Source organism: Anaerolineae bacterium (genome assembly GCA_016931895.1).
GTDB lineage: Bacteria > Chloroflexota > Anaerolineae > 4572-78 > J111 > JAFGNV01.
Window position 1 is genome coordinate 1 of the sequence record JAFGDY010000214.1, and the last position, 22828, is coordinate 22828.

At 54.2% G+C, this 22828-nt stretch carries 20 protein-coding genes, 1 tRNA gene and 1 pseudogene; 14 read left to right on the forward strand and 8 right to left on the reverse strand.

The features are described 5' to 3' along the window. Nucleotides 1-350 precede the first annotated feature (350 nt). Complete coding sequence (locus JW953_15945; GenBank protein MBN1994191.1) at nucleotides 351-839, forward strand: 8-oxo-dGTP diphosphatase; 489 nt, start codon at nucleotides 351-353, stop codon at nucleotides 837-839. On the opposite strand, the gene JW953_15950 is transcribed toward JW953_15945, so the two are convergent. The 4 genes from JW953_15950 to JW953_15965 all read right to left on the reverse strand — a co-directional run bounded on the left by JW953_15950 (nucleotide 831) and on the right by JW953_15965 (nucleotide 3676). Next, a complete protein-coding gene (locus JW953_15950; GenBank protein ID MBN1994192.1) occupies nucleotides 831-1562 on the reverse strand; it encodes a hypothetical protein in 732 nt (243 codons plus the stop codon). The genes JW953_15945 and JW953_15950 overlap by 9 nt on opposite strands. A 118-nt stretch (nucleotides 1563-1680) precedes the next feature. Then, nucleotides 1681-1753: transfer RNA gene (locus JW953_15955), tRNA-Met, on the reverse strand. Nucleotides 1754-1796: 43 nt separating this feature from the next. Then, on the reverse strand, nucleotides 1797-2231 hold the full coding sequence (locus JW953_15960) for a septum formation initiator family protein (GenBank protein MBN1994193.1): 435 nt from the start codon (nucleotides 2229-2231) through the stop codon (nucleotides 1797-1799). Nucleotides 2232-2338: 107 nt separating this feature from the next. Then, on the reverse strand, nucleotides 2339-3676 hold the full coding sequence (locus JW953_15965; protein ID MBN1994194.1) for an aspartate aminotransferase family protein: 1338 nt from the start codon (nucleotides 3674-3676) through the stop codon (nucleotides 2339-2341). A gap of 197 nt (nucleotides 3677-3873) precedes the next feature. On the opposite strand from JW953_15965, the gene pgeF reads away from it, so the two are divergent. From pgeF to JW953_16025, 12 genes and pseudogenes are all read left to right on the forward strand, one after another. Further along, entirely contained in the window at nucleotides 3874-4692 is an 819-nt protein-coding gene (gene pgeF / locus JW953_15970; protein MBN1994195.1) for a peptidoglycan editing factor PgeF, read from the forward strand. Further along, nucleotides 4685-5440 carry a YggS family pyridoxal phosphate-dependent enzyme gene (locus tag JW953_15975; GenBank protein MBN1994196.1) on the forward strand — a complete coding sequence of 252 codons (756 nt, stop codon included), beginning with the start codon at nucleotides 4685-4687 and terminating at the stop codon, nucleotides 5438-5440. Before pgeF ends, JW953_15975 begins: the two co-directional genes overlap by 8 nt. Then, a complete protein-coding gene (locus tag JW953_15980; protein ID MBN1994197.1) occupies nucleotides 5434-6261 on the forward strand; it encodes a pyrroline-5-carboxylate reductase in 828 nt (275 codons plus the stop codon). The genes JW953_15975 and JW953_15980 overlap by 7 nt, the downstream gene beginning before the upstream one ends. After that, the gene (locus tag JW953_15985) at nucleotides 6254-6523 is read left to right on the forward strand and encodes a YggT family protein (GenBank protein ID MBN1994198.1); all 270 of its coding nucleotides are present in this window, start codon (nucleotides 6254-6256) and stop codon (nucleotides 6521-6523) included. Before JW953_15980 ends, JW953_15985 begins: the two co-directional genes overlap by 8 nt. Before the next feature lie 129 nt (nucleotides 6524-6652). After that, complete coding sequence (locus JW953_15990) at nucleotides 6653-6952, forward strand: DUF167 domain-containing protein (protein ID MBN1994199.1); 300 nt, start codon at nucleotides 6653-6655, stop codon at nucleotides 6950-6952. Nucleotides 6953-7027: 75 nt separating this feature from the next. Then, nucleotides 7028-7528, forward strand: coding sequence for a hypothetical protein (locus JW953_15995; protein MBN1994200.1), 501 nt, complete (start codon nucleotides 7028-7030; stop codon nucleotides 7526-7528). A gap of 203 nt (nucleotides 7529-7731) precedes the next feature. Continuing rightward, the gene (locus tag JW953_16000; GenBank protein ID MBN1994201.1) at nucleotides 7732-8853 is read left to right on the forward strand and encodes an inositol-3-phosphate synthase; all 1122 of its coding nucleotides are present in this window, start codon (nucleotides 7732-7734) and stop codon (nucleotides 8851-8853) included. 81 nt (nucleotides 8854-8934) lie between these two features. Further along, nucleotides 8935-10947: a transketolase gene (gene tkt / locus JW953_16005; protein ID MBN1994202.1), complete on the forward strand. Its 2013-nt coding sequence runs from the start codon at nucleotides 8935-8937 to the stop codon at nucleotides 10945-10947. Nucleotides 10948-10951: 4 nt separating this feature from the next. Continuing rightward, nucleotides 10952-11641: a ribose 5-phosphate isomerase A gene (gene rpiA, locus JW953_16010; GenBank protein MBN1994203.1), complete on the forward strand. Its 690-nt coding sequence runs from the start codon at nucleotides 10952-10954 to the stop codon at nucleotides 11639-11641. A gap of 15 nt (nucleotides 11642-11656) precedes the next feature. Further along, the gene (locus JW953_16015; GenBank protein MBN1994204.1) at nucleotides 11657-12883 is read left to right on the forward strand and encodes a molybdopterin molybdotransferase MoeA; all 1227 of its coding nucleotides are present in this window, start codon (nucleotides 11657-11659) and stop codon (nucleotides 12881-12883) included. Between the two features lie 65 nt (nucleotides 12884-12948). Further along, nucleotides 12949-13899: pseudogene (locus JW953_16020) on the forward strand (PKD domain-containing protein). A gap of 339 nt (nucleotides 13900-14238) precedes the next feature. Next, nucleotides 14239-15459: a hypothetical protein gene (locus tag JW953_16025; GenBank protein MBN1994205.1), complete on the forward strand. Its 1221-nt coding sequence runs from the start codon at nucleotides 14239-14241 to the stop codon at nucleotides 15457-15459. 114 nt (nucleotides 15460-15573) lie between these two features. Here JW953_16025 and JW953_16030 read toward each other — a convergent pair whose 3' ends face one another. Beyond that, nucleotides 15574-15852: a hypothetical protein gene (locus JW953_16030; GenBank protein MBN1994206.1), complete on the reverse strand. Its 279-nt coding sequence runs from the start codon at nucleotides 15850-15852 to the stop codon at nucleotides 15574-15576. 13 nt (nucleotides 15853-15865) lie between these two features. Between JW953_16030 and JW953_16035 the strand changes: the two genes are divergently transcribed. Continuing rightward, nucleotides 15866-19117: a DUF11 domain-containing protein gene (locus JW953_16035; protein MBN1994207.1), complete on the forward strand. Its 3252-nt coding sequence runs from the start codon at nucleotides 15866-15868 to the stop codon at nucleotides 19115-19117. 105 nt (nucleotides 19118-19222) lie between these two features. Here the strand turns inward: JW953_16035 and JW953_16040 are convergent, their stop codons facing one another. The 3 genes from JW953_16040 to fbaA form a co-directional block, all read right to left on the reverse strand. Then, on the reverse strand, nucleotides 19223-19702 hold the full coding sequence (locus tag JW953_16040; protein MBN1994208.1) for a YbaK/EbsC family protein: 480 nt from the start codon (nucleotides 19700-19702) through the stop codon (nucleotides 19223-19225). A gap of 124 nt (nucleotides 19703-19826) precedes the next feature. Next, on the reverse strand, nucleotides 19827-21404 hold the full coding sequence (locus tag JW953_16045; protein ID MBN1994209.1) for a citramalate synthase: 1578 nt from the start codon (nucleotides 21402-21404) through the stop codon (nucleotides 19827-19829). 330 nt (nucleotides 21405-21734) lie between these two features. Beyond that, on the reverse strand, nucleotides 21735-22826 hold the full coding sequence (gene fbaA, locus JW953_16050) for a class II fructose-bisphosphate aldolase (protein ID MBN1994210.1): 1092 nt from the start codon (nucleotides 22824-22826) through the stop codon (nucleotides 21735-21737). Nucleotides 22827-22828 lie beyond the last annotated feature (2 nt).

Consider the following 22828-nt stretch of genomic DNA (forward strand, 5'->3'; position numbering starts at 1 on the left):
AAAGGCCAAAGGCACGAACACGCCGCTCCAAGTTTCTGGCTCTGGCGCCTGCTACTTAACATAAATTCACCAACAGTATCATTAATTTCTAAAAATTCATAATTCCGCACCCCTTAAGGCGGTAATAGTTTAATCAAAGGAGTCCGGCGTGGGCCGGACTCCTTTGGTTGGGAAATTGCATCATACGTTTTCCATTTTCCAGCTTCCGCTTTATACTACTCCCCAGCCTGTAGGGTCTACAGGCGTTGTAACCTTGGTTGGCTGGTTGCGGTGCCGCACCACTGAATTGACAGATATTCCAGGGATTCAGTAGGCTCAATACCCAACACTCTCAACGGAGGAAAAACCTTATGCCCTATACCCCTATCCTGGCCACGCTCGGCTACGTTATGTCGGCGGATGGCGCGGAGGTTTTACTGATTCATCGGAACAGCCGGGCGGGCGACCTGCACCTGGGCAAATACAACGGACTTGGCGGCAAGCTGGAACCGGACGAGGACATTATCGCCGGGCTAAAACGAGAAATCCGCGAGGAGGCGGGGATTGAGTGCGAAGACCTTGTCCTGCGCGGCACCATCAGTTGGCCCGGTTTTGGCCAGGGTGGCGAAGACTGGTTTGGCTTTATTTTTCGGATTGACCGCTTTAGCGGCACGCCTTACCCTGAAAACCCGGAAGGCACGTTAGCTTGGGTGCCGGTGAAAAAAATCCTGGAACTCCCCCTATGGGCCGGCGACCGTTATTTTTTGCCGCTGGTCTTTAGTGATGACCCTCGCCAATTTCACGGCGTGATGCCCTATGATGGTGGCCAGCCGGTGAGTTGGGCCTATCATCTAATATAAACCGGCTCGATATAACTTCCATAACCGGCCTAGCGTTTCCTCTAATCGCCTCCCCAATGCCTCGCCCGGCCCCGTTGTCACATCATCCTCATTTTCAAAAACCACATAGGGTACTCGCCGGCCCTGGAGGGTGATAAATTCGGGATCGGCGGCGCTGACCTCCTCCCAATCGCTTTCTTTGTAAAGACGCTTTAGCTTCTCGTCCGGCAGGCCATGCTCCAAAATACTATCAGGCCGGTTGGGGTTGAACCGCCTGCGGTTTTTACGCAGCGACTCTGCAAAAGACACGTTAAGGTACAAAATCGTCGCTCGTGACAATACTTCTTCACTTAAATGGGCAAACGCGCGGGCAAAACCGCCGTGCTCCCTGCCCCGGGCAAACTCGATGATGGTAGTGAACCGATCATGATAGTGAGGGTTATCGCGCAGGCGTTTACTGTATTCCAGGCAAATTCGGTGGATGAGCACGTCCCACAAATAAGGCCACTTGAAATAATTGTCTGCGGTAGTATGCAGCCGGGGGTGGCCAAACCGGCTCAAGATATGGTCTTCCTCAAACCAGGCCCACAGCATCGGAAAATCGTCAATTTCCTGAAACTCACCAACGTGAAAACGTTGGCGGCGAGAATCAAGATCGGTGCGCTTCAGATAATCAATAATTTCACTTTTACCGGCAGCGGGCCGGGCAATAAGCATAAGAATATCAAAAGTGTCTTTGTTCATTTTTACCCCAAAAAACAAAACCGCCGACCCAACCAGGCCAGCGGCTAAAAATGGCTTCTGCAAAAAGCCCCCCCCGGCACCTACGGAAATGATCTTGTGAGTGTCGCGTTAGCCCAAATGCTGATGGGTGGATTTGAACCACCGACCCCGAAATTATGAGTTTCGTGCTCTAACCACTGAGCTACATCAGCCTATCCACGTGTAAATTTTAGTCAAAAGGCGATGTGTGTCAAATCAGGGCGTGGCCCTGGTATAACGAGGAAAAGAATCATGGCCAAAAAACAGTAACCACCAGGCCTCTACCGGGGTTTGGGCCGAAGGACCAATACTGACAACCTGCACATGTTGCTTGGGTGATTGGGCGACGGCTTCCGGGGTGGGCATTACTACCACCACGGTTTCGCCCGGACGCGCCCACTTTAACTCCCGGCGCGCCACTTCTTCAATGTAAAGGTCGCTGGCTACATAACTCCGCCGAGCCAGTAATGTCTGTTGATAACTATGGGCTATAGCAACTTCCTGGCCCAGGCGTTCGGCTTCCCGCTGCACCCGATAATTGGCTGCGGCCCGGCGGCCCAGGTCAATGATCAAAAAAACAGAAATAGACAAAGCAATAATGGCCACAAATTGGGCCACCGGCACTTTGGCGCTTTGCCTTTTCTTAGTCACTACTTCTCTCCCAAATGAGAATGATCATCACCACTCTGCGTGGACGTTATCATCATACCTCACCTCAAATAATATGTCAACCAAATTATGTAAACACGTAGCCGACATTATAGCACCGCTGCTATTGCCTCGTGCAACAACCCAACAATTTCGTCCAATTGCTCCTCGGTAACAATAAAAGGCGGGGCAACCATCACCTGGTCGCCTTGCAGGCCGTCAATGTTGCCGCGGACGGGATAAAGGATCAGCCCCAGGTTAAAGGCGGCATCGGCTATTTTTGGGGCAACTTTGCGCTCCGCAGGGAACGGCATTTTGGTGGCGCGGTCTGCCACAAATTCCAGCCCCCACATCAAACCCTGGCCGCGAATATCTCCCACATAGGGATGGTCGCCAAAAACGGCCCTTAATTTTTGACCTAATTTTTCTCCCTGCTGGCGAGCCGCTTCAACCAGGTTATGTTCTTGCAAATAACGCAGCACGGCCAAGCCCACTGCCGCCCCCACCGGATGATGGGAAAAGGTGCCGCCGTGCGAAAAATCACCACGCCCGGCCCAAATAGTCTGAACATCCGCGCTCTTGACCGCCGTAATAGAGAGCGGGAAATAGCCCCCGCCAACGCCTTTGGCCATGGTAATCAGGTCTGGCTCAACACCCCAGCTTTGAATGGCAAACCACTGCCCGGTCCGGCCCAACCCGGTCATTACCTCGTCAACAATGAGCAAAAGACCATAGTGATCGCAGATTTGGCGGACGAGGGGCCAGTATTCGGCCGGAGGCACGGCTGCGACCAGACTGGCCCCGCTAATCGGCTCGGCGATGAAGGCGGCAATTGTTTCCGGGCCGTTTATTTTGATGGCGTCTTCCAAAGCGTGGGCGCAACGCAAGCCGCAAGCGGGATATTCTAAGCTAAACGGGCAACGATAACAATAGGGCGGCTCGATGTGGGGCGTTTGCCACATCATTGGTTGGTAGAGTTGGCGCAAACCGGCTCGCCCGCTCACGGCCAGCGCGCCCAGAGTGGTGCCATGATAACTGTGCCAGCGAGAGATCACCAGATAGCGGTTGGCCTGGCCGCGCTCAACCTGCACCTGCCGCACAAATTTGAGCGCCGTCTCCACAGCCTCGGAGCCGCTGCCCAAATAGAAAAAACGAGGATTTTCCAGGGGTGTCACCTTAGCCAGGGCGGCGCTGTAATCTTCAAGGGCCTGGCTGGTGAACATGGTGGCGTGAACGTAAGCCACGGCTTGAGCCTGTTCGGCCAGCGCCCGGACAATCTCCGGCACAGCGTGGCCAACATTCACCAAAATGGGACCCCCGGAAGCGTCAAGGTAACGCTTGCCCTCAACGTCAAACAGATAGATACCTTCGCCGTGCGCTATCATTGGCCGAGGATGGGCCATGCGCCGGTAAAAAACGTGTCCGTTGAATTCTTTATATTCGGTCATCACTTCTGCCTCTGGGCAAATATATTTTGGTTATGAATATAAGCGTAGTTGATAAAATAAGCAAAAAGATTTGGCTGCGGTTTCCATAATGTCTGGTGGTCTGGTATAATGGTAAAAGAATGGGCGGGTTGGCGTGGTTGAGGAAAAATTAAAATTGAATTGACGCCCATTGGTGAATGTGATACACTCATTTGGTTATGGCCCGGACAACATCCGATAGCGTGTATGCGGTTACGATCCAAAATCTGGGGCTGTATCGTATCCGCGCCTTCGCTGCTTATCCCCGTTTGACCCACGCTATCTTCAGCCGCAGAGGAGGGGTTAGCCAGGAGCCTTATCATTGGTTGAACCTGGGTTCGGCCGTTGGCGATGACCCCAACGCCGTGGAAAAGAATTTTCAGCAGGCCTGCGCCGCCCTTGAGGTGTTGCCTGAGCAGGCCGTTTCGTGTCACCTGGTGCATGGCGTTGATATTTTAACCGCCACTCAGAGCCGGCGGCAGCAGTTTATGGGTAAAGCCGATGGTCTGATCACAAATGAACCAGACGTTTATCTATTTATGCGTTTTGCCGACTGCACGCCGCTTATTTTTTTTGACCCGCTGGGCGGGGCGGTTGGGTTAACCCACGCCGGTTGGCGTGGCACCATGCAAAACGCGGCCGGAGCCACGGTATCGGCTATGGTTGGCCGCCTGGGATGTCAACCGGAAAATATCATGGCCGTGATTGGGCCGGCCATTGGCCCGTGTTGTTATGAGGTAGGCCCCGATGTGATAGCGGCGGCTGAAAAAAGTTTTTCCAACTCGGCCGGGCTGTTCATTGGCGGCAATGGAAACGTTAAATTTGACATGTGGGAAGCTAACCGGCGGCAATTGGCCGCCAGCGGGGTTAAACAGATCATTCAATCGGAAATCTGCACGGCCTGCCATACGGCTGAATTCTTCTCGCACCGGGCTGAACAGGGTCGAACCGGGCGATTTGGGGTCGTCATTGGGCTAAGAGGAGCGGCCGGTGCCTAATATCACGGTAAACGTTGAAACGGTTTATCAACGGATTAACGCCGCGGTCAAACGAGCCGGGCGAAACCCCGCTGAGATAACGCTGGTGGCGGTCACCAAAACCCACTCCCTGGAAACGGTCATTGCCGCTTACCGGGCCGGGCTGCGCCATTTTGGCGAAAACCGGGTTCAGGAGGGGCGGACCAAAGTGATGGAAATGGCCGGATGGCTGGCGTGTAATTTGCCGGAACATGAAGCGCCAACCTGGCACCTGATCGGCCATTTGCAAAGCCGCCAGGTAGGAGCCGCGTTGGGCCAATTTAGCTTGATGCATGCCGTGGATAGTTTGAAGCTGGCCCAACGCCTCAACCGTCTGGCCGAACGCGACGATTACCCGCCAGTGGAGATACTGCTGGAATGTAACGTTTCGGGCGAGGCCAGCAAATATGGTTTTGCCCTTGACGCCTGGACTTCGGACAGCGGGCAATTAAACACTTTCCTGGAATCCATCGCCCACATGGCTAAGCTTGACAGAGTCGTAATCCGGGGGCTGATGACCATGGCTCCCTTGGGCGACCACCCGGAGGAAACCCGTCCGGTTTTTCAAAGCCTGGCCGGCTTAAGGGCCAGGTTGCAAAAAGAAATGCCGGAAATTGCCTGGCAACATTTGTCTATGGGCATGACGGATGATTTTGAAGTGGCAATTGAAGAAGGGGCCACAATCATTAGAGTTGGTCGCGCCCTTTTTGGAGAAAGGTTAACATGCTAAAAAACACCAAAATTTGTTTTATTGGGGCCGGGGCTATGGCCACCGCCATGATCGCCGGGGTAACCAAAAAAGGCTTAATTGAGCCAAAAAACATTATCGCCAGCGACCCCTACCCGGCCCAGCTTGAAAAATTGGCCCAACGTTACCAGATCAACACTACCCAGGACAACCTGGAGGCCGTTAAGGACCAAGACATTGTGATTTTGGCAGTCAAACCGCAAAATTTAGCTGAAATTGGGCAAGAACTGCGGGGACACATCCCTTCGAAAGCACTGGTGCTATCTATCATTGCCGGCGCCAACATTGCCAAAATCAGTCAGGCCCTCCACCACTACCGGGTGGTGCGGGTGATGCCCAACACGCCGGCGCGAGTGGGTAAAGGCATATCGGTGTGGATGGCTACAGACGAAGTCACCGAAACCCAACGACAACAATCCCAGGCCATCCTGGCCGCTTTGGGCGAAGAAATTTACGTGGATAAGGAAGATTACCTGGATATGGCCACGGCCCTCTCCGGCACCGGGCCGGCTTACGTATTTTTGTTTATGGAGGCGATGATTGACGCCGGGGTGCACATGGGGTTTTCTCGACGGGTGGCCGAACAGTTGGTTTTCCAGACCATAGAAGGTTCGGTGGCTTTTGCCCGCGATAGCGGCCGCCACGCGGCTGAGCTGCGCAATATGGTCACCTCACCGGGCGGTACCACCGCCGACGCCCTTTACCAATTGGAAAAAGGCGCGTTTAGAACCGTTCTATCAAAAGCCATCTGGGCCGCTTACAAAAAATCTCGCTACCTGGGAGGACTGGATAACAATGGCTGACTTTTTGGTGCTGCTGATAAACATAGTGTTTCAAGCCCTGTGGTGGGCCATTCTGATTAGAGTATTACTCTCTTGGTTGCCCATGGCCGGCGTGCGGATAGACCCCTACAACCCGGCCATCAGATTTCTTTATGCCATTACCGACCCTATTTTAGAACCGCTACGCAAATTCACCACCATTGGCATGATTGACCTAAGCCCTTTAGTGGCTTTGATCGGGCTGGATATTTTGAGAAGGCTTTTAATTTCTCTTTTAATATGAACCAACTCTACGTAATTTGAGGTAGCAAGGCGTATTGCGTATTGCGTAAACGGCATACGAAATATGGCATATCTATTCAAATGGAGTATTACAGGGCCAATTCCATAAAGCAGACTAGGAGAATGGACCATGCGAGAAATCCAATTTAAGATCACCAAAGCCGAAGAAGGCGCGGCCTTTGCCGTGCACGTAGTGCCTAAATCAATGAAAAACGAAGTGGTGGGCAAACATGGCGACGCCCTCAAAATCCGGTTGAAGGCCAACTCTGCCAGCGGCATTGCCAATAGTACGCTGATCAACTTTTTGGCCGACAAGCTCAAAGTTGACCGCAAAGACGTTGAGGTGGCCGCCGGCCAAACTTCAACCGAAAAAATGGTTATTGTGGTGGGCCTCACCCCGGTTGAGGTGGAAGCGCGCTTGTTGGGTTGAACAGGGTAATGGGGAACCTTTACGCCCCAACCAACGTCTTATCCGGTAAGACAAACAGGTTGGAGGTGGTTTTTGATGCGATATTTAAACAACAAAATTTGTTTTTTAATGATTATGATTTGGGTGGCTATGGCCGTTGGGGGATGTGGTTCCCGGGCCGGCCAAGATATTCCGGCGGAAACAACCATCGAAGCGCAGGCGGCCCCGACGGCTACACCTCAACCCAGCCCCACGCTGCTCAAAGAGATGATCGAGCCTATTTCCCCCGTTTCTCCCTTATCGCCGGTTCCCCCCGCGATGGCCTTTGAAAAAGTTGAACCCATTAAAGGCAGCGAAACTGCCCTGGCTGCGGCAATAGACCACCTGGCCCAACACGCCGGCGTTCCCCCCGCCAAAATCACCCTAGTTTCAATGGAAGAAAGGCAGTGGAGCGACGCCAGCCTGGGCTGTCCCCAGGAAGGGTTTATGTATGCCCAGGTGATTACCCCCGGCTACCTGATAGTGCTGGAAACCCAGGGCCGGCAGTATGAATACCATACAGACACTACCGACAACGTAGTTCTGTGTGAAGAGTAACCGGATCTTCTTTCAAGTTGACCATTGGCGATGCGGATAGCCGGATAAACCCTTGTGAATCCAAATTCTTCAATGGCCAATTGCTTTGACCACCGGCTAATTTGCGCACAAACCAGTTTCATGGTTTCATGTCCTCATACAGGATAAAATATAATTTATTCCCCAAACCTTTAAAATTCTATAACGTAAGGAGATAATTTACTATGGGTAAAGTGCGGGTGGCTATTATTGGCGTGGGAAACTGCGCTTGCGCTCTGGTGCAAGGGGTACAATATTACCGCAACGCCGCAGCGGATGAATTTGTGCCGGGCTTAATGCACGTTAACCTGGGGGGTTATCATGTAGGTGATATTGAGTTTACAGCCGGTTTTGACGTAGACGCCAACAAAGTGGGAAAAGACCTTGCGGAAGCCATTTGGGTGGAGCCAAATAATACCATAAAATTCTCCGATGTGCCTCAACTGGGCGTGCCGGTATACCGGGGGATGACCCACGATGGAATCGGCAAATATTTGGCCCAAAGAATAAAAAAGGCCGGCGGCCCAACCGACGACGTGGTAGGCATTCTCAAAGACACCAAAACCGACGTGGTGATCAGCTTTTTGCCCGTTGGCTCAGAAATGGCTACCAAATGGTACGTTGAACAGATATTAGACGCCGGCTGCGCCTTTGTTAACTGCGTGCCGGTTTTTATTGCCCGCGAGGGCTACTGGCAACGCCGCTTTGAAGAGAAAAATCTGCCCGTTATCGGCGACGACATCAAAAGCCAGGTGGGAGCCACCATCACCCATCGGGTGCTCACCCGCCTGTTCCGGGAACGAGGCGTAAGGCTTGATCACACCTACCAGCTCAACTTTGGCGGCAATATGGACTTTTTCAACATGCTGGAACGAGAACGGCTGGAATCTAAAAAAATATCCAAAACCAACGCCGTAACCAGCCAGTTGGATTATGAAATGCCCGCCGATGATGTGCATGTGGGGCCGTCGGATTATGTGCCGTGGTTGACCGACCGGAAGTTTTGCTACATCCAGATGGAGGGGACCACCTTTGGCGACGTGCCGCTGAAGGCGGAAGTCAAATTAGAAGTTTGGGACAGCCCTAATTCGGCAGGAGTGACCATTGACGCCGTGCGCTGCGCCAAGCTGGCCCTGGATAGAGGCATCTCCGGCGCGGTAATGGCTCCATCGGCCTACTTTATGAAGTCGCCGCCGGTGCAATACCACGACGACGAAGCCCGCGAACGTACCGAAGCCTTTATTGCCGGCCGGGAATTCACCCCCCGTTTTGAGCAGCCGCCTAAAACCAACGTTCCCCAAAAATAAGCCGCGTGACCCTTTTAAAACACTTTAGACCTTTAGGGTTTTGCTGACCCTAAAGGTCTTTATCAGCAAAAGGAGTAAAGAATGCCCCAGACAGAACTCGAACAACTTTGTGTTAACACTCTTCGTACCCTGGCCATTGACGGCGTGCAAAAAGCCAATTCCGGCCATCCCGGCATGCCAATGGGCGCAGCCGATATGGCTTACGTGCTCTGGAGTCAATTTTTACAGCATAATCCCAAAAATCCTGATTGGTTCAACCGGGACCGGTTTGTGCTGTCGGCCGGGCACGGCTCAATGCTGCTATACGCCCTGCTGCACCTGACCGGCTACGACTTGCCCCTGGCCGAACTAAAGCAATTTCGCCAATGGAACAGCAAAACGCCCGGCCACCCTGAATATGGCCTCACCCCTGGCGTGGAAACTACTACCGGCCCGTTAGGCCAGGGTTTTGCCAACGGCGTGGGCATGGCCATTGCCGAGGCGTTTTTAGCCGAAACCTTCAACCGCCCCGGCCATAAAATTATTGACCATTATATTTATGCCATTGTCAGCGATGGCGACTTGATGGAAGGCGTGTCTCATGAAGCGGCTTCCCTGGCCGGTCACCTGAAATTGGGCAAAATAATTTACCTGTACGACGACAACCACATTTCCATTGACGGCCGCACCGATTTATCCTTTACCGAAGACCGGCTGAAACGGTTTGAGGCTTACCATTGGCATACCCAGCAGATTGACGGCCATGACCGGGCGGCTGTAGCCCAGGCCATTAAAGCGGCCCAGGCAGTTGCCGATAAACCTTCGATCATCGCCTGCCGCACCACCATTGGCTACGGCAGCCCCAACAAGGCCAATACCGCCGGGGTGCATGGCGCTCCCCTGGGCGCGGACGAGGTCCGGCAGACCAAAGAAGCCTACGGGTGGGACCCCGATAAAACATTCTACATTCCCGATGAAGCCCTGGCCCAATTCCGCCAGGCGGTGGACCAGGGAGCCAAACGGCAAGCGGAATGGGAAGCCAAGCTGGCCGCATACGCCAAAGCCTATCCCACCGAATTTGAGCAGTTCCGCCGCGCCATTTCCGGCGAACTGCCCGAAAATTGGGAAAAGGCGTTGCCCGTTTTTGCCGCCGGTGAAAGTGTGGCCACTCGCAAGGCTTCGGGCCAAACGCTTAACGCCATTGCCCCGGTCATCCCCAACCTCATCGGCGGCTCGGCAGACCTGGCCCCCAGCAATAACACTTATTTGAAAGATTATCCCGTTTTTGGCAACGACACTTTTGCCGGTCGTAACTTTCACTTTGGCGTGCGCGAACATGGTATGGGCTCCATTCTCAACGGGATGGCTTTGCACGGCGGGGTGATCCCCTACGGCGGCACGTTTTTGGTTTTTGCCGATTATTGCCGCCCGGCTATTCGCCTGGCCGCGTTATCCCACATCCCTTCTATCTTTGTATTTACCCACGACAGCATTGGGCTGGGCGAAGACGGCCCCACCCACCAGCCGGTCGAACAAATAGCCTCGCTCCGGGCCATTCCCAACCTGCTCGTCATCCGGCCCGCCGATGCCAACGAAACCATCCATGCCTGGAAAGTGGCCCTGGAAAAACGAGATGGGCCGGTGGCTTTGCTCCTGACCCGCCAGAGCTTGCCCGTTTTCGACCGTTCTAAAATGGGCGACGCCGCCAACCTGGCCAAAGGAGCCTACGTGCTGCTGGACACCGACAAAGTGTACCCGGACGTTATCCTGATTGGCGACGGCTCAGAAGTACAACTGGCCGTGGAAGCCTACCATAAACTGGCCGAGCAGGGCATTGGGGCGCGGGTAGTGAGCATGCCTTGTTGGGAATTGTTCAAGCAACAAGCGGAGGAGTACCAAAACTCGGTGCTACCCGCTTCGGTTAAAGCCAGGGTGGGGATAGAAGCCGGGGTGACCATGGGCTGGGGACAGTGGGTTGGGCCGCAAGGGATAGTGATTGGGCTGAATCGTTTTGGCGCTTCGGCCCCATACAAAACCCTTTACCAGCAGTGGGGCTTTACCACGGAAAACGTGGTGTTGCGCGCCCTGGAGGCTATTGACAAATCTAAACGGTAGCAAAATGTCGCCTGTAGAACAGTTCAAAAAACAAGCCGCTGAAAAGGCAGTTGAGCGAGTCAGAGATGGCATGGTGCTGGGGCTGGGCACCGGCACCAGCACCAAATACGCCATCATCAAAATTGGGCAATTGTGGCAGGCGGGAGCCTTAACCGACATCGTGGGCATCCCCACCTCGCAAGAAACCGAGGCCCTGGCCAAAGAGTACGACATTCCCTTAACCACCCTTGACAAGCAGCCGGTGATTGACTTGGCCATTGACGGGGCCGATGAGATTGACCCTAACCTTGACCTGATCAAAGGTTTGGGCGGCGCGCTGGTTCGGGAAAAAATCATTGAGATCGCCGCCAAATCTTTGATTATTGTGGCGGATAGCCGCAAGCAGGTCAAAAAGTTAGGCACACGCAGCCCGTTACCCGTGGAAGTGCTCCAATTTGCCTGGAAAGCTCAGGCTGGCTGGCTGGCCAGCCTGGGTTGCACGGCTGTTTTACGCGGCAGCGAAAAGAACCCTTACGTCACCAATAATCACCACTACATTCTTGATTGCACGTTTCCCCACGGCCTGGATAACCCCGCTGAATTGGACGTGATGCTCAACAACCGGCCCGGGCTGGTAGGCCATGGCCTCTTTTTGAACATGGCCACCGAAGCCATTATTGCCGGGGAGGATGGCATCCGGGTGATCAGAAAATAATAGAAGGATGAGACCATGCCTGAATCACCCTACCCCATGATCCCCCTCGAGGAAGCGCTGGCCATCATTCAGCGCGAAATACAGACTTTGCCGGCCATAACCATGCCTTTTCATAAGGCTTTGGGTTTAGTTTTAGCCGAAGATATTTTTGCCGATGAGCCGATGCCGCCCTTTGCGGCAGCCGGCATGGACGGTTTTGCCGTTGTTGCAGCCGACGGCCCCGGACCGCGCCGGATTGTGGGCGATCAAACCGCCGGCTACGTGGCCGATGTGCACGTTGAACCGGGTGCTGCCGCCCGCGTCACTACCGGCGCGCCCGTTCCGCCCGGCGCAGACGCGGTGGTGATGGTTGAGCAAACCGAGGAGAAAGAGGGCCAGATTGATATTCTGCCCGGCGACATTCAAGCAGGGGCCAACATCCGGCCGGTGGGTGAAGACATTGAAGCCGGACAGTTGGTGTTAGCCAAAGGCGCGGTTTTAGGCCCGCCGGAGTTGGGACTGTTGGGCACGGTGGGTAAAACCCAAATCTCTGTCCACCGCCGGCCAGTGGTGGCCGTTATGTCTACCGGCAACGAAATTGTGGAGCCTCACCAAAATCCCCAACCCGGCCAGATTCGAGACGCCAATCGGTTTACCTTGATAGGCGCGGTTGAACAGGCCGGGGCAGAAGCGCTTGATTTGGGCATTGTGGAGGACCAGACGCAGCACTTGCAAGAAACAATCGAGCGCGGCCTGGCCGCAGCCAATGTCCTGATCACTTCTGGTGGGGTTTCGATGGGCCAGCTTGACCTGGTGAAACCCTACCTGGCCGCGCGGGGAACCCTTCACTTTGGCCGGGTCAGAACCAAACCGGGCAAGCCGGTCACGTTTGCCACCGTTGAGGGTAAGCCCTGTTTTGCCCTGCCCGGCTTTCCGGCCAGCGCCCTGGTCAGTTTTGAAATTTTTGTCCGGCCCGCCCTGCTGAAAATGGCCGGCCATCCCCAACTTTACCGTCCCCGCGAAAAGGCAATCCTGGCCCACGCCATAAAACACGATGCCAGTCGCACCGAGTTTCAGCGGGTCGCGCTTGCGCGCCAACCCCATGGCGCGCTCATCGCCGCCACCACCGGCTTCCAGGGTTCAGGCCGTTTATTGTCAATGGTGGGGGCCAACGGGTTGATTGTGTTGCCACACGGCCAGGGAGATTTTGCCGCCGGGGCCGTGGTGGAGGCCGTGATTCTGGGGCCGGTTGAGATGGAGTAGGCATAAGTTGCCAAATTCAGCACAATGTGTCACAATGTAACCGTACATTCTATTTTGGAGGGAGAATGTTTATGCTGCCTTTCAAACTACATTCTCTGGCAAGGATTGGGCTTGTTGTAAGTTTTGGTTTGGCCCTGATTTTGGGTTCAGGTTTATTATACGTTGCTGCCGCCCCTCCGTCGCAATTTCCCATTAATTCGGTCACCCTTATCAGCGACCCTCCCCCCCCCGATCCCAATTTCCCCGGCCAATTTGTCGAGCGAACCATCCTACAGAACAATCTGCTTGACCCTGGCGGAACCACGCAATGGCGTTTCCCTACCTTTGATGACAGTAGTTGGCTAAACTCTTACCCGGTGGTGAGACTTCCGGCCTGGGGAGACCCGCTGGGCAACCCTGCTTCCCCGGCCGATTTCATCTGGGGCGGCTCACCCGGAGTTGGCCCCGATGCCAACGGCCGTTATCAGATTCCCAATACGCCTAACCCACGCCAATATCTTTTTTTGCGCAAAAATTTTTGTATTCCCATCAACGCCAGCCTTAATTCAGTTGCGGTAGTCAACCCGTTGCGCCTGCAAGTAGCTGCTTCACCCGGCAATGCTTCTGTTTACTATAATGGCACTGCTTTGGTAACGGGCTTGCCCGGCGATGAAACAGGAGCTTTTTATAACCTGAACCTGTTGCCCGGTCTGGTCAACTCGGTGCGGCGCATTGGCCGCAATACCCTGGCCATGCGGGTGCGGGATGATTTGGCCGACACCAGCGCCGGGGTAGCCTATCAACTGCAATTCAACTATAATATTGACCCTGCCGCCCTGACCATAAATAGCAATCCCCCCAGTCCTACCACCGCCAACACCGCCATCACTTTTAGCCAGAATAACAACGGTTTGAGCGGGGATGGCCCCTTTACCTTTGAATGGAACTTTGGCGATGGCACCACCAGCACCGCAGCCGCGCCGGTAAAAGCCTATGCGACACCCGGCACCTATACCGTTGTCCTCACCATGACCGACCGTTTTGGCTGCCCTTCGGCCCCGGTTTCTTTAATTTATGAGGTGCAGCCCCAACCCACCGCCACGCCTACCAATACCCCTATAGCTCCCCCACCCTCTTCTGACGATGATGATGACGATGTATTGCCAACCCCAACCGCCACAGCCACGCCAACGCCAACTCCAACCGCCACGCCTGCCGGCCCGGTATATCTACCTGAAACCGGCTTATTAGCCGAGCCTGCCTCCCCGCACTCGTCTCCCTTGGTGTTTACGGTAGGGATTATCAGCCTGGCTTTATTAGGCGCAGGTTACCTGGCGCGACGTTGGCTCAAAAGCGGTGATTGAGGAGTGTATCAGATGAAAAAAGTCTTTCTATCCAGCTTGACCCTGACCACCCTGGTCCTCTTTGGCCTGGTTGCCTTTATCGTTATCGCCCGTCCTGGCCTGGGGCAGAGTAATAACCTGGCCGCCGTGGCCGATGTCTCCCAACCTGTGGTGGCCGTCTCATTTGATTTTGACCCCCAACTGGTTGACTACCAGGTTTCTCAACCTGACTACGCCTGGATTGACCTTAGCGACAGCAGCGATGAACAAATCAAACCGGCCGACTTTGAAGATAACGTGGGGTCAGCCGCCATTGACCTTGGTTTTTATTTCCCCTTCTTTGACCATGTTTATCGGCAAGTGCGGGTGAGCGACAACGGCTATCTCTATTTTGGCGGCGAACAGACCGACGGCGGTTCCACCCCCCAGGCCGTGCCTTCTCAAGAGGACCTTATTCATAATCTCATTGCGCCGTTAGGCGCAGACCTGTTCCGTAACCCGGCCGACTCGGTGGTTTATATTGCCCGGCAAACAGAGCCGGACCGCCGGTTGGTGGTTCAGTTTGAAAACGCTTATTGGTGCTGCAACCTGGAAGCGGCCAATAATTTTCAGGTTATACTGTATCCCGACGGCCGGATTCTGACGCAATACCAATCCGTGCAAAGTCAAGACCCGGCCCACGCTTACGTTACGGTTGGTCTGGAAAATGAGGACGGCTCGCGGGGGCAAAGTTTTTACACCGGCCTGTTAAACAAAACCGATGTTTTTAAGAGTGAATTAGCCGTGTTGTACAACCCCGGCGACACCGTATTGGGCCGGTTGCTTTTTATGCCTGAAACCGGCCATGCCCAGGCCGCGCCGGGACAAAGCGCCACTTTCAACACAGACTTGCTTAACCTGAGTGGGGTTGACAGTACCTTCACCATTACCCACACCCTACAAGTCAACGGCGTTGACGTTCCCCTGCATCCTGTGGCCGCAGAGGAAAGTCAAGAGGCAGATGCACCGGATGAGTCTACCGGGCCGGAAGGAACGGCTGAACCACCGGCAACCTGGGGCATAAAAACCCTAACTGAACCCGGTCAGGTTAACCATACCGAGGCCGGGCCGCTGGCGGTTGAGATCATCATTCCTCAAACTGCGCAAGCGGGCGACGTAGCCGTGATCACCTTCCGCGCTCTGCCCGACGCCATAACCGAGTTAGAAGCAGTAGCCACCTTCACCATCGAGGTAACGTCCGCCAACCCGGAATAAAGCATGTCATTTCGAGGCCATAGGCCGAGAAATCCCCGGAATCTAGCTCAAAAACATTACGCCGTAGGGATTTCTCGCTACGCTCGAAATGACATGGAGCCTACGTCAGGCTTTTCAGACAGGCTCTAAAAATTCTCTATTAGGCAACATTTTTCGGGCCAAGTCCCGGACAAGGCGCAGAACCTTAAAAGTAAAAAGCTTGCCCCAAAAGCTGAATTTTTGAGATTTTACTCTCTGCCCAAGCTTAAAATTTTCTATTCTCTGGGCCAACCCCGAAACCTTTTTTGCCAGTTCTGGACTCCTATTTTTAGAACTAAAACGATTGACGATGATTTGCTGATTTACTAATTTGCGGGCAACCTTTGCTTGCCTTTGTCCATTTACTATTACCAAAGGAGGGAATCCTATGAACCGCAGCCTTAAAGTTATCATCGCCGTTATCGGCGCCTTTATCCTGTTGAGCCTGGCCCTGGCCAGCATTATTTCTTTGACCCCCACCGAAGTGGCCGCCGCCCCACCGGCTGCCCCTCCTGCCCGGCCAGCCAATCCAGGCAGCAGCGTATACACCCTCTACGACAACCTGTGGATACCCAGTGAAGACCCGCCGGCCCACTACGAGTGGGTTGAAATCAACAACAGCGCCGATTATGCCTGGGATTTGGGCGACCCTGATGAAGAAAACAACGTCTCTCCCAATTTTCCCATTGGTTTTATCTTCCCTTTTTACAATGATTTTTACACCCAATTTCGGGTGAGCGAAAAAGGCTTTATCTTTTTTGAGCACCCAAATGTAGATGTTGGCCCCGGCACTGCGTTACCTGATATAATTGCCGATCAAACTCCTGGTGGTATTCCCAATGATACGGATAACTTCATTGCCCCCTTCGCCGGCGACCTATTTGGTTATCCCGGCATTTCTCGCGTTTATATCAGAAACGACACCAGCCCCCGGCGCGCCATCATCGAGTTCGAGAATGTAGTCTGGTGTTGCGGGCCGTACAACCCCCGCACGTTTCAAATTATTCTTTATCCCAGCGGCGATATTGACGTGCAATATCGCAAAATCACCAATTTTTCCGGCAACCTGGACGACGGGCAAACCGTGCGGCTGGGGCTGGAAAACCTGGAAGGTACAGAGGGTGATGTTTATAACCAGGGTCTCTTTAACGATATTGATGCCGCCGTGCCGGCCTATTTACAAGACAGCCTGGACGTTTATTACAACGCCGAATTCACCGCTCCCCACGTCATCTTTTGGCCGGATAGCGAGCGCATCTGGGACGACCCCGGCCATCCCATCAATGTCTCGGCCAATCTCTACCTGGCCGCCCCCGAAACCGTCACCCGCAGTTTCAACATCATGACCAGTTCGTTGGTCGTCAGCTCGATTCTGCCCGCAAGTACTTGGGCCGACAACATCACCCATACCACCTTTGTGCCGGTGTTCAGCGGCACGTATAGCGCCACCGTGCAATTTGTGCTGACGGTCCCCGTTGGCGCCAACTTTTGGGACGTAGCCACCGCCACCTTTGTGGCTGAATCTGTTGAATCTCCACCCACTACAGATACCTTTACCGTTGTCTACGGTCCCGCCCACCGCGATCTGCAAATCCAAAAAGACCTCAACCCTAATATCTGGCCAGCCAGCGGCGGCGCCTTCCGCTACCGCCTGATCATTACCAACACCGATTACAACAACAGCGACCGGGCCGCCATCGCCCGCAGCGTGGTGGTGACAGACCTGCTCCAGACGGGTGTGGCTTACGAAGATTGTCGCAGGCAACCCTACTATCAAAGCTGCGGCGGTGCAGCAGCCACCAGCACCGTGGCCGGAGGAACAGTTTTTACCTTGACCGTTGGCGATATGAATATTGATGAAACCCGAACCATCTACCTGGAATTGCGGGATAACGGGGCCTTTCGACCAATCAATAATACCGCCCACATCACCTTGACGGATGGGATTGAATTGGGTGACGGCCCCAATAACCATGACAGCAGCGCCCCCATCAACGCAGCCGACCCACAGCAGGATTTACATATTGAAAAACATTATTGGTACAATAACGATTACGTGGCCGCCGGCCAGTCAATTCCGTTTGACATTGACCTGTACAATGATGGCTCAACCGGCCATTCAGGCAATGTGCCGGTTGATAATGTGGTAGTAGTGGACGTGCTGCCGGAAGACACAACCTTTGACCGGGCAGAATTATACTACGAGGGACCGGCGCTGAGTCCGGAAGGGTCAATAGCGCCCACCATCAGCGGGCCAATGAGCAGAACATTGACCTTCACCGTTCCGAAGGTAGACAACGGCTACTGGAATGAGCTACACCTGATCGTGTGGATCAGTATTCCCCCCACCATCCCGGTTGGCACGTACTTGACCAACACGGCAACCGTTCAAAATGGCCCCTCGGCCACAGAAACCGTGATCATAGGCAGCAATTACATTGACCCCTTTGTGGATAAAGGGCCAACCCCGGACTATGATGGCAATATTGTTCAGCCGGAACCGGGCAAAAGTTACACCTACTGGATCACGTACGGCAATCGCAGCGTGCTCACCCAAGCCACCAACTTCATCATCTCCGATACCCTGCCCGCTTCCGTCACCCTGGTCAGCGCCTCGCCGGGCGATTATTTGACCGGGCCGTTTATCAGCGCCGTTTCCGGGCAAACGGTCATCAGTTGGTATACCTCTACTTTGCCCGCCGGGGCCATGGGGGAAGTCATGATCATGGTTGACCTTGACAGCGACGTGCCCCCCGGCACCGAATTGGCCAATACCATCGTCGCCACTTACACCGGCACTTTTACCCCCTCCACCACCGACGATGACACGGACGTTTTCACTATTGAAGTAGCTTCCGACTTTAACGGCTCCCAGAAATTGGTGAACAATCCCACCCCTTCCGCCGGCAGCGAGGTTGAATATACCATTTTGATCAGCAATACGGGGGCGGCTACTACTTATACGGTTATTGACACGCTGCCGCCAGAGTTGACCTATGTTTCCAGTAGTGACCCACAACCGGCCACGACACCGCCACCGGGTACAGCCGGGGGCAATATTACCTGGGCCGGTTCTATCAATGAAAACAGTCAGGTAGAACTCAAATTTAGGGCCAGGATAACAGAAACGGCTGTAACGGGAGACGTTATCTCCAATACGGCCAATATTGCCACTGCCGGAGGAGTCAAAATCAATCGCCGGGTTGACGTGACCGTGGCCGGGGGCGTTTTTGCCAACTCCAGCAAAACGGTCACTCCCAACCCCGTGGCCAGGGGCGGCCAGGTGGAGTATACCCTTACCATTTCCAACAGCGGCAGCGCTGCTGGCGCCATTACCGTCACCGACTCCCTGCCGCCCTCGGTGACGCTGCCCAGCGCCTTTAACCCCAGCGCCGGCAGTGTGACCCCTCCCGGCGGCGGCAGCCGGGTCTTTACCTGGACGGCCACCGTGGGAGCTAACCGCAGCGAAACCCTGAGGTTTGAGGTGACGGTGTCCACGGCCGTAACCAATGGAGATAGGATTGAGAACGTGGCCTGGCTGGAGACCGGCGGAGTTTCGGTTTCCATCCCGCTGAGATCCACCCTGCTCATCCAGGAGGTATCCGGCGGGATATACCTGCCTATCATCGTCAAGCAGTAGCCGGAAGCTATTTTTGCCGGCAAAAGAAAGAGGGGCAGACACAATCTGCCCCTCTTTTATAGTTGTTCGGCCAAAATTCAAAAGCTGGGTAAGAGCCAGGAGAGCTTATTCCTCCGCCTTCAAATCCGCAGCCACGCCTGCCGTGACCCGCGCCAGATCATCCGGCGAAACGGCGAAAACGGCGTTGGGCGTGCCGGCCGCGGCCCAGATAACGTTGAATTGCCAGAAGTCCTGGTCAATGTAAACGGGCAGCCTGGTTTGATGACCAAAGGGGGGCACGCCGCCAATGGCAAAGCCGGTGGCCGCCCGCACCGTGTCCGCATCGCCTCGTTTCACTTTTTTCCGGCCCACGCCGCACAGAGCCGCCAGCTTCTTTTCGTCCAGCCGGTTAGGGCCGCTGACCAGGGCCAGGGTTGGCCGGCCGTCAACCACAAACAACAAAGATTTGACAATCTGGGCCGGGGCACAACCAATGGCCCGGGCCGCGTCGTCCGCCGTGCGGGTAGGAACGGCAAACTCTTTAACGGTAATATTTAACCCCAACGCTTGGGCCACAGCAACCACTTTTTGGGCAGTTGGATGCATACTTAACCCTCTAGAGATAGTTCATCCGGTACGGAGATTTACCCTTTGGCGACCAACGACCAACGACCATTGACCAATGTCCTTTGTGGTACATCAGGTAAAAAAATCCCGGCAAAATTATAAACTATCCCATCCTTTTGTTATTTAGCAGCGCGTATTCCATGCTATCAATCAAGGCCCGCCAACTGGCCTCGATGATGTTGGTATGAGCGCCCACCGTGGTCCAGATATGCCCCGAAGCGTCGTCGTGAAAATCAATCATCACCCGGGTGTGGGCGGCGGTGCCGGAGTCGCTGTCAAGAATACGGACCTTGTAATCGGTCAGGTGAAGGTTTCTGAGCTGCGGAAAATCCTGGTACAGCGCCCGGCGCAGGGCCACGTTCAAGGCATTCACCGGCCCGTTCCCTTCGGCCACCGTGTGCCGCACTTCATTGCCAACTTTTATTTTTACCGTTGCTTCGGTAAAAAGACCGCGGCCCTGCCGGTTTTCGGTAATGACCATAAAGTCAACCACCTCAAAAAGGGGTTGATAACCGTTGGCCACCCGGCGCAGCATGATGTCTATAGAGGCCGAAGCGCCCTCAAAGGTATAGCCCTGGTTTTCCAGCTCTTTGACTTGTTCCAGCACCTGCTTTGCCTCGTCGCGGCTGGTATCCAGGCCCAGCTCTTCGGCTTTGTGCAAAATGTTGCCCCGGCCGGAAAGTTCAGAAATAAGGTTGCGTTTCTCATTGCCCACCAGGGTGGGATCCATGTGCTGGTAGCTCTCTTCAATTTTGCGGATAGCGGCCATGTGGATGCCGCCCTTATGGGCAAAAGCGCTATGGCCCACAAAAGCCTGGCGCGTATTGGGCGCCATATTGGCTAATTCGTCCACGTAGCGGGAGAGTTGGGTTAAAGTGGCCAGTTGCTCCGGGCCAACACACCGATACCCCATTTTGAGCTGTAAATTGGGAATAACGCTAATAAGATTGGCGTTGCCTACTCGCTCGCCGTAGCCGTTGATGGTGCCTTGCACGTGCGCCGCTCCGCCGCGCACGCCGGCCAGGCTATTGGCCACGCCCAGTTCAATGTCGTTGTGGGCGTGGATGCCCAATTGGGCTTGGGGAAAACGTTCGGCCACCCGTTTGGTGATTTCCTCAATTTCCCAGGGAGTGGCGCCGCCGTTTGTTTCGCACAATACCAGGCAGTCGGCGCCGCTTTGCATGGCGGCTTGCAGGGTGAGCATGGCGTATTCAGGATCGGCCTTGTAGCCGTCAAAGAAGTGCTCGGCGTCAAAAATAACTTCTTTAGCCCGCTCTTTGAAATACCGCACGCTTTCGGAAATCATGGCCAGGTTTTCTTCCAGCGTTGTCTCCAACACGTGATGCACGTGCAAATTCCAGCCTTTGCCCACCAGGGTGACCACCGGGGTGTTGGCGGCAACCAGGGCCTGGATGTTGGCGTCGGCATCGCAAGTGGTGCCTTTATAGCGAGTGCTGCCAAAGGCGGCAATTTTAGCATGCTTTAAATTTAACTCATGTTGCCGCGCAAAAAATTCGGCGTCTTTGGGATTGGAACCGGGCCAGCCGCCTTCGATGTAGTGAACGCCAAACTCGTCCAACTTTCGGGCAATTTTTAATTTATCATGGCAAGATAGGGAAACCCCTTCACCCTGGGTGCCATCCCGCAGGGTGGTATCGTACAAAAGTATTTGAGTTGTCATTGGAACCTCCGCAATAAAATATAGAAAATAGAATCTAGAAATTAGATGGATATGGGACTCCTCTAATTTCTCATTTTTTATCTCTAATTTTTAGAGCGGCCCAATGCGACGGGCGACGGTCATTGAGTTGACCCTCGCCCGTTTGACACCTCTGGGAACACCAATAGTTGCTTGGTGCAATTCCATAAGACTATAAACTTTCTGTAAAGTGGATTTAATACGAACGACCACCGACCACCGACCGACGACCAGTCCCACTGTTCGTCGGTCGTACTTCATCCTTCGTCGGTGGTCGTTCGTCGTTCATCGTTGGTCGTCGTTCGTCCTTTGTCAAGCAACCTCAAGCTCAAGGGTATTGAGGTCGTTCAGTTCGGCAAAGGCTTTTAACATCCGGTCTACAAAAGACTCCTGGCCTTTACGCAGCCAAACCCGGGGATCGTACATTTTTTTATTGGGCTTATCCGGCCCTTCGGGATTGCCGATCTGGCCTTGCAAATAATCCTTCTTTTCCTGGTAATAACGGTGAACGCCATCCCAGAAAGCCCATTGCAGGTCGGTGTCAATGTTCATTTTCACCACGCCGTAGGCAATAGCTTCGCGGATTTCTTCGGGGCTGGAGCCGGAGCCGCCGTGGAACACAAAACTGACCGGCTTTGGCCCGGTGTTGAATTTTTCTTGCACGTAATTATTGGAGTTAAGCAGAATCTTGGGGGTCAGGTGAACGTTACCGGGTTTGTAAACACCGTGCACATTGCCAAAGGCGGCGGCAATGGTGAACTTATCGCTTACTTTCATCAGCTCTTCGTAGGCGTAAGCCACTTCTTCGGGCTGGGTGTAGAGCCGGGCGCTGTCAATGCCGGTGTGGTCCACCCCATCCTCTTCCCCGCCGGTTACGCCCAGTTCAATTTCCAGGGTCATGCCCATTTTGCTCATTCGTTCCAGGTAGCGTTTGGAAGTTTCGACATTGTCTTTGATGGGTTCTTCCGACAGATCAAGCATGTGCATACTATACAGCGGCACGCCATACACTTTGTAAAATTCTTCGCCGGCGTCCAGCAAACCGTCAATCCAGGGCAGCAGTTTGCGGGCGGCATGGTCGGTGTGCAAGAGCACGCGAGCGCCATAAAGCGCGGCCACTTCGTGCACGTGGCGCGCCCCAGAAACTGATCCAGCAATGGCCGCCTGCTGATTTTCATTACTCAACCCTTTACCGGCAAAAAAAACGCCGCCGCCGTTAGAAAACTGCAAAATAACCGGCGCGTTGGCCTTAACCGCCGATTCCAGCACACCATTGACGCTTTCGGTGCCCACCACGTTGGCCGCAGGCAAGGCAAATTCGTTCTTTTTGGCAACGGCAAAGAGTTGTTGCACTTTGTCGCCAGTAACCACGCCTGGCGCCAGAATGTCTTTGAGTTTTGGCATTT

Coding starts and splice junctions, on each gene's coding strand:
- JW953_16025 (MBN1994205.1), top strand. CDS start 14,239: ATGAAAAAAGTCTTTCTATCCAGCTTGACCCTGACCACCCTGGTCCTC.
- tkt (MBN1994202.1), top strand. CDS start 8,935: ATGCCCCAGACAGAACTCGAACAACTTTGTGTTAACACTCTTCGTACC.
- JW953_15985 (MBN1994198.1), top strand. CDS start 6,254: ATGGCTGACTTTTTGGTGCTGCTGATAAACATAGTGTTTCAAGCCCTG.
- fbaA (MBN1994210.1), bottom strand. CDS start 22,826: ATGCCAAAACTCAAAGACATTCTGGCGCCAGGCGTGGTTACTGGCGAC.
- JW953_15995 (MBN1994200.1), top strand. CDS start 7,028: ATGCGATATTTAAACAACAAAATTTGTTTTTTAATGATTATGATTTGG.
- JW953_16015 (MBN1994204.1), top strand. CDS start 11,657: ATGCCTGAATCACCCTACCCCATGATCCCCCTCGAGGAAGCGCTGGCC.
- JW953_16040 (MBN1994208.1), bottom strand. CDS start 19,702: ATGCATCCAACTGCCCAAAAAGTGGTTGCTGTGGCCCAAGCGTTGGGG.
- JW953_15965 (MBN1994194.1), bottom strand. CDS start 3,676: ATGACCGAATATAAAGAATTCAACGGACACGTTTTTTACCGGCGCATG.
- rpiA (MBN1994203.1), top strand. CDS start 10,952: ATGTCGCCTGTAGAACAGTTCAAAAAACAAGCCGCTGAAAAGGCAGTT.
- JW953_16045 (MBN1994209.1), bottom strand. CDS start 21,404: ATGACAACTCAAATACTTTTGTACGATACCACCCTGCGGGATGGCACC.
- JW953_16000 (MBN1994201.1), top strand. CDS start 7,732: ATGGGTAAAGTGCGGGTGGCTATTATTGGCGTGGGAAACTGCGCTTGC.
- JW953_15950 (MBN1994192.1), bottom strand. CDS start 1,562: ATGAACAAAGACACTTTTGATATTCTTATGCTTATTGCCCGGCCCGCT.
- JW953_15990 (MBN1994199.1), top strand. CDS start 6,653: ATGCGAGAAATCCAATTTAAGATCACCAAAGCCGAAGAAGGCGCGGCC.
- JW953_15980 (MBN1994197.1), top strand. CDS start 5,434: ATGCTAAAAAACACCAAAATTTGTTTTATTGGGGCCGGGGCTATGGCC.
- JW953_15945 (MBN1994191.1), top strand. CDS start 351: ATGCCCTATACCCCTATCCTGGCCACGCTCGGCTACGTTATGTCGGCG.
- pgeF (MBN1994195.1), top strand. CDS start 3,874: ATGGCCCGGACAACATCCGATAGCGTGTATGCGGTTACGATCCAAAAT.
- JW953_16035 (MBN1994207.1), top strand. CDS start 15,866: ATGAACCGCAGCCTTAAAGTTATCATCGCCGTTATCGGCGCCTTTATC.